The 4,799-nt window shown below is 69.7% G+C and carries 7 protein-coding genes and 1 pseudogene; 3 read left to right on the forward strand and 5 right to left on the reverse strand.

The window, feature by feature from the left end:
- Together WA805_RS14000 and WA805_RS14005 are read left to right on the forward strand one after the other, a co-directional pair.
- Positions 1-265: pseudogene (locus WA805_RS14000) on the forward strand (DNA-3-methyladenine glycosylase 2 family protein); the annotation flags it as partial.
- Positions 266-279: 14 nt separating this feature from the next.
- The gene (locus WA805_RS14005) at positions 280-864 is read left to right on the forward strand and encodes a methylated-DNA--[protein]-cysteine S-methyltransferase (RefSeq protein WP_422341153.1); all 585 of its coding nucleotides are present in this window, start codon (positions 280-282) and stop codon (positions 862-864) included.
- A 37-nt stretch (positions 865-901) separates the two neighbouring features.
- Here WA805_RS14005 and WA805_RS14010 read toward each other — a convergent pair whose 3' ends face one another.
- A complete protein-coding gene (locus tag WA805_RS14010; protein ID WP_422272345.1) occupies positions 902-1,141 on the reverse strand; it encodes a DUF397 domain-containing protein in 240 nt (79 codons plus the stop codon).
- Positions 1,142-1,193: 52 nt separating this feature from the next.
- Between WA805_RS14010 and WA805_RS14015 the strand changes: the two genes are divergently transcribed.
- Positions 1,194-1,706, forward strand: a complete 513-nt coding sequence (locus tag WA805_RS14015) for an NUDIX domain-containing protein (RefSeq protein WP_422272347.1) — start codon at positions 1,194-1,196, stop codon at positions 1,704-1,706.
- Here the strand turns inward: WA805_RS14015 and WA805_RS14020 are convergent.
- From WA805_RS14020 to WA805_RS14035, 4 genes are all read right to left on the reverse strand, one after another.
- Positions 1,697-2,092, reverse strand: a complete 396-nt coding sequence (locus WA805_RS14020; protein WP_422272349.1) for a YccF domain-containing protein — start codon at positions 2,090-2,092, stop codon at positions 1,697-1,699. The two genes, WA805_RS14015 and WA805_RS14020, sit on opposite strands and share 10 nt — an antisense overlap.
- Before the next feature lie 9 nt (positions 2,093-2,101).
- On the reverse strand, positions 2,102-2,335 hold the full coding sequence (locus WA805_RS14025) for a DUF2277 family protein (RefSeq protein WP_422287432.1): 234 nt from the start codon (positions 2,333-2,335) through the stop codon (positions 2,102-2,104).
- 22 nt (positions 2,336-2,357) lie between these two features.
- Positions 2,358-3,101 (reverse strand): 4-hydroxy-tetrahydrodipicolinate reductase, encoded by a 744-nt coding sequence (gene dapB / locus WA805_RS14030; protein ID WP_425242549.1) that lies wholly within the window; start codon positions 3,099-3,101, stop codon positions 2,358-2,360.
- 236 nt (positions 3,102-3,337) lie between these two features.
- On the reverse strand, positions 3,338-4,654 hold the full coding sequence (locus tag WA805_RS14035; RefSeq protein ID WP_422287436.1) for a M16 family metallopeptidase: 1,317 nt from the start codon (positions 4,652-4,654) through the stop codon (positions 3,338-3,340).
- Positions 4,655-4,799: the final 145 nt, after the last annotated feature.

Raw genomic sequence — 4,799 nt, forward strand, 5'->3', positions numbered from 1 at the left:
CCCCGGTGCGGACCGCGACGAGGCGGCGGCGCGGCTGCTGGCGCTGCCGGGCATCGGGCCGTGGACCGTGGCCTACATCAGGATGCGCGCGCTGTCCGATCCCGACGCGTTCCCGGCGACGGACGTCGGAGTGCTGCGCGCGCTCGCGGCCCTCGGCGCCGGTGCGGGCGTCGCGGTCGCGGAACGCTGGCGTCCCTGGCGCTCATACGCGGTCCACCACCTCTGGGCAACCCTCGAACCAGCCGAACGCGAAACACGACCATAAGGGGCACCGACATCATGATCACGCCGTTCCTGCCGTCCGACCCTGGCGCCCCGGCGACACCGGCCCTGTACGACATCGTGGACTCCCCCGTCGGCAGGCTGCTGCTGACGGGTGACGAGCAGGCGCTGACCGGGCTGTACATGCTCGACGCGGGGTCCCATTCCGCGACCGTTCAGCCTGGCTGGACTCGCCGGCCCGGCGGGTTCGGCGTGGCGGCCGCCCAGCTCGACGAGTATTTCGCGGGATCGCGGAAGGAGTTCGACCTGCCGCTCGCACCGCGCGGCACGCCGTTCCAGCTGTCCGTGTGGGAAGAGCTCGCCCGCATCCCCTTCGGCGTGACAATGAGCTACGGCGAGGTGGCGGCCGCGCTCGGCAAGTCATTGCTAGCTTCCAGGGCCGTCGGGCTCGCCAACGGGCGGAACCCGATCTCGATCATCCTGCCGTGCCACCGGGTGATCGGTGCCGACGGTTCGCTGACCGGCTACGGCTGGGGTCTGGACCGGAAGGAGTGGCTGCTCCGCCACGAGGGCGTGCTCGGCGCCTGGGATGCCGCGGGCGCCAGGGCCGGCTCCGCGGCCGCGCAGCCCACGCTCTGGTGAGCGGGCGCCGCCAGCCTGGCTCGTCCGGCCGTGCGGCCTAGTTCTGGTGCTGCGACTCAGGCAGCGGCGGCAGGTTCCCGCCCTCGTCGAGGTCGAACTCGCCGTCCTTGACGCCGAGCACGAACGCGTCCCACTCGGCTTCGGTGAAGTAGAGCTTTCCGGCCTCTGGCTTGGCCGCGTCGAACATCACGTAAAGCTTGCTCTCGCCGGCCTTGTGCGGCGCGACGGAGGTGTCAGTCGTGACGATGACCTCGACTCTGCTCTCGGTCTCATCCATGCCCGAAAGGCTACCGCCGCCGGACGCGGCGCGTGCGCGTTAGGGTCGGACTATGCCGACGTTCCTCGACGCCGCCGAGTGGTACGCGACCCTCGCGACCCTGTACGGAACTGCCGCCGCACTCATCACTTCTCCGCCGGGCGACGTCCTGCTCGTCAAGCCGAATTACCGCGACCATTGGTCGCTGCCCGGCGGCATCCTTGAGGACGGGGAACCGCCGCACGATGGCTGCGCCAGGGAGGTGCGCGAGGAACTCGGCCTTAGCGTGCCGATGGGCCCGCTGCTCGCCGTGGCCTGGATCGCTCCCGAGGGGCTGCGTCCCAGGCCGCTGGTGGCGTTCGTCTTCGACGGCGGTGTGCTGGCCGATCCGTCGCCGATCGTGCTCCAGGAAGAGGAGCTCGACGACTTCAGGTTCGTCCCGCCGTCCGCGCTGGCCGAGTACCTCCCGTCATACATGGCAGCGCGGGTGACCGCGGCGCTGCGGGCGCGGGGCTCTGGCGGCGCCGTGTACGTGCCTTCGACCGACGACTTGCCACGGGACCAGCCCGACAAGCTTCAGCGGTAGCCGGGGTACAGCTCGTCGGACGGCACGATCTGGACGCCGAGCGGGAGCAGCGAGATCGGGATCAGCTTGAAGTTGGCGAGCCCGAGCGGAATGCCGATGATCGTCAGGCAGAGGAGGGCACCGCTGATCAGGTGGCCGAGGGCCAGCTCCCAGCCGAGCAGGATGATCCAGATGATGTTTCCGATTAGTGAGCCGATGCCGGCCCTGGGACGCCTGACGATGGACCGGCCGAATGGCCACAGCGCGTAGTTGGCGATCCGCCACGCCGCGATGCCGAACGGGATCGTGATGATCAAGATGAAGGCGATGATGCCCGCCAGGAAGTACAGGATCGCAATCCACCAGCCGCACAGGATCAGCCAGATCAGGTTGAGGATTAGCCGCATGATCGCTCCCTACCCAGATACGGCGGCCTTCGCCCCTCCGGGGCGAACTTCGAGAGCGGCGAGCAGGCGGGCGGTCGAGGCCGCGACCTCCTCGACGGCCGCGTCGAACGCGGCGGCGTTACGCGCGGCCGGGGCGCGGAACCCGCTGATCTTCCTGACGTACTGCAGGGCGGCGGCGCGGACGTCCGCGTCGGTCACCTGCTCGGCGTACGGCGGGCGCAAGGTCTTGATGCTGCGGCACATAACCGCAGCCTACGCGAGCCCCCTAGCCGAGGCCGAGCAGCGGCTCGATGCCCACGGTGAGCCCGCCGGGCAGCGAGGCGAGGCCGCGGACCGCGAGCAGCACGCCCGGCATGAACGACGCCCGGTCCAGCGAGTCGTGCCTGATCGTGAGCGTCTCGCCGTGCCCGCCGAAGAGCACCTCCTGGTGCGCCACCAGCCCGGACAGCCGCACCGAGTGCACCCGCACGTCGTCGACTCTCGCGCCGCGCGCGCCCGCCACCTCCTGCTTGGTCGCATCCGGCGGCGCGCCGAGCCCGCCGTTGGCCCTGGCCTCGCTGATCAGCCCCGCGGTCCGCAGCGCCGTCCCCGAGGGCGCGTCCACCTTGTTCGCGTGATGCAGCTCGATGACCTCGGCCGACTCGAAGAACCTGGCCGCCTGCGCGGCGAACCGCATCATCAGCACGGCACCGACGGAGAAGTTGGGCACGATCAGCACCCGAACCCCCTCGGCCTTATCCGTCCACGACCGCACCTCAGCCAGCCGCTCATCCCCGAACCCGGAAGTCCCCACGGCGACATTCAGTCCATGCTCTACGCACCACCGCAGGTTCCCCATGACCGCGCCAGGATGCGTAAAGTCCACGACGACACCAGAGCCGAGCAGTGCCTCTAGCGAATCCCCCTCATCCACCTGAGCGGCAAGCTCAAGGTCGGCCTGCCCCGCAACGGTGGCGCACACCTGCTGCCCCATCCGCCCCCGGGCCCCAACCACCCCCACCTTGATCATCACGCCTCCCATTGGCTAGCTGTTCGCGCAGGATCTTACGCCGCCAAGGCATCCTCACCCGGAAAGAGCCCACCGCGTATTGGCGGTGTGGCCCACAGGCACGAACCTATTGGCGCTGTGGCACACACCGCCAACGCCACTCGACTTAGGGGCAGAACGTCACGCTTTTCTTGCTGTTATCGGCGCTTTGACGTAATTTTCTGCCCCTAAGTCGGGGTCAGCTCGCGAAAAGGAGGTTAGGACAAGACGCCTGAGAACGCTGCCGGGTCATCGAACGGTCCCACGACAGCCAGGGCCTTAGGCCGGGTAAGGATCTCGGCCGCGATCGCGCTCACGTCGTCGTGGGTGACCGCGTCGATCGCCGCGATCAGCTCGTCGACCGGCTCCAGGTCGGGGTAGACCAGCTCGGACTTGCCGAGCCTGGTCATCCGCGACGACGGGTCCTCGAGGCCGAGGACCATGCCGCCGCGTACCTGGCCCTTGCCGCGGTCGAGCTCCGCGTCGGTCAGCCCCTTGTCCACGACCTTCGCGATCTCGGCGACGCAGATCGACAGCACGTCGTCGGCCTTGGACGGCAGGCAGCCGGCGTAGAGGCCCCACATGCCGGTGTCCGCGTGCTGCGCGGTGAAGCTGTAAACCGAGTAGGCCAGCCCCCGCTTCTCGCGGATCTCCTGGAACAGCCGCGACGACATGCCGCCGCCGAGCGCGGCGTTCAGCACGCCGAGCGCGAACCGCCGCTGGTCCGTGCGGGCCAGCCCTTCACAGCCGAGCACCAGGTTGGCCTGCTCGATCGGCCGGGACACCAGCTTCAGCCCGGAGCCGGCGGACGGCCCGTAGCCCTCCCACAGCACCCCGTCGGACTTGCGCAGCCGCGGCGCGGCGGGCGCCTCATCCGAGGTCACCTCCAGGGCGTCCTTGAACGCGGCACGGACCCTGGCCACCACCGCGTCGTGATCCAGGTTGCCGGCCGCCGCGACCACGAGGTGCGGCGCGGTGTACCTGGCGGCGTAGTGCTCCCAGATCTGGTCACGGGTGATCCCGTTGATCGACCCGACCGTGCCGAGGACCGGGCGGCCGAGCGGCGTGTCGCCGAAGAGCTGCGCCGTGAACGCCTCGTGGACCGTGTCCCCCGGGTCGTCGTCGTTCATCGCGATCTCTTCAAGCACCACGTTCCGCTCGGCGTCCACGTCCTTCGGCTGGATCAGCGAGGATGTGACCATGTCCGACAGCACGTCGATCGCCAGCGGCAGGTCGGCGTCGAGCACCCGCGCGTAGTAGCACGTGTACTCCTTGCCGGTGAACGCGTTGAGCTCGCCGCCCACCGCGTCCATCGCCGCCGAGATGTCCAGCGCGGTGCGCTGGCGGGTGCCCTTGAACAGCAGGTGCTCAAGGTAGTGGGTGGCGCCCTCGTGCGCCTGGTCCTCGTCGCGTGAGCCGACGCCGACCCAGATGCCGAGCGCTACCGACCGGACAGACGGCAGGGACTCGGTGACAATGCGCAGACCGCCCGGGAGGACGGTCTTGCGCACTGTCGAGTCATTAGGCATGCCCATTTACTCGGGGCGCCCGCCACGAGAGCGGTGCCGGGTACGGCGTGCGCCGTCGTCGCCGCCGCGGTTCGGCCGGTCGCCGCGGTCGCCCCGGTCGGAGCGCTCCGGGCGATCGCCGTGCGAGTCGCCGCCGGACAGGTCCTCGCCG

The organism is Trebonia sp. (assembly GCF_049794275.1).
Taxonomy (GTDB): domain Bacteria; phylum Actinomycetota; class Actinomycetes; order Streptosporangiales; family Streptosporangiaceae; genus Trebonia.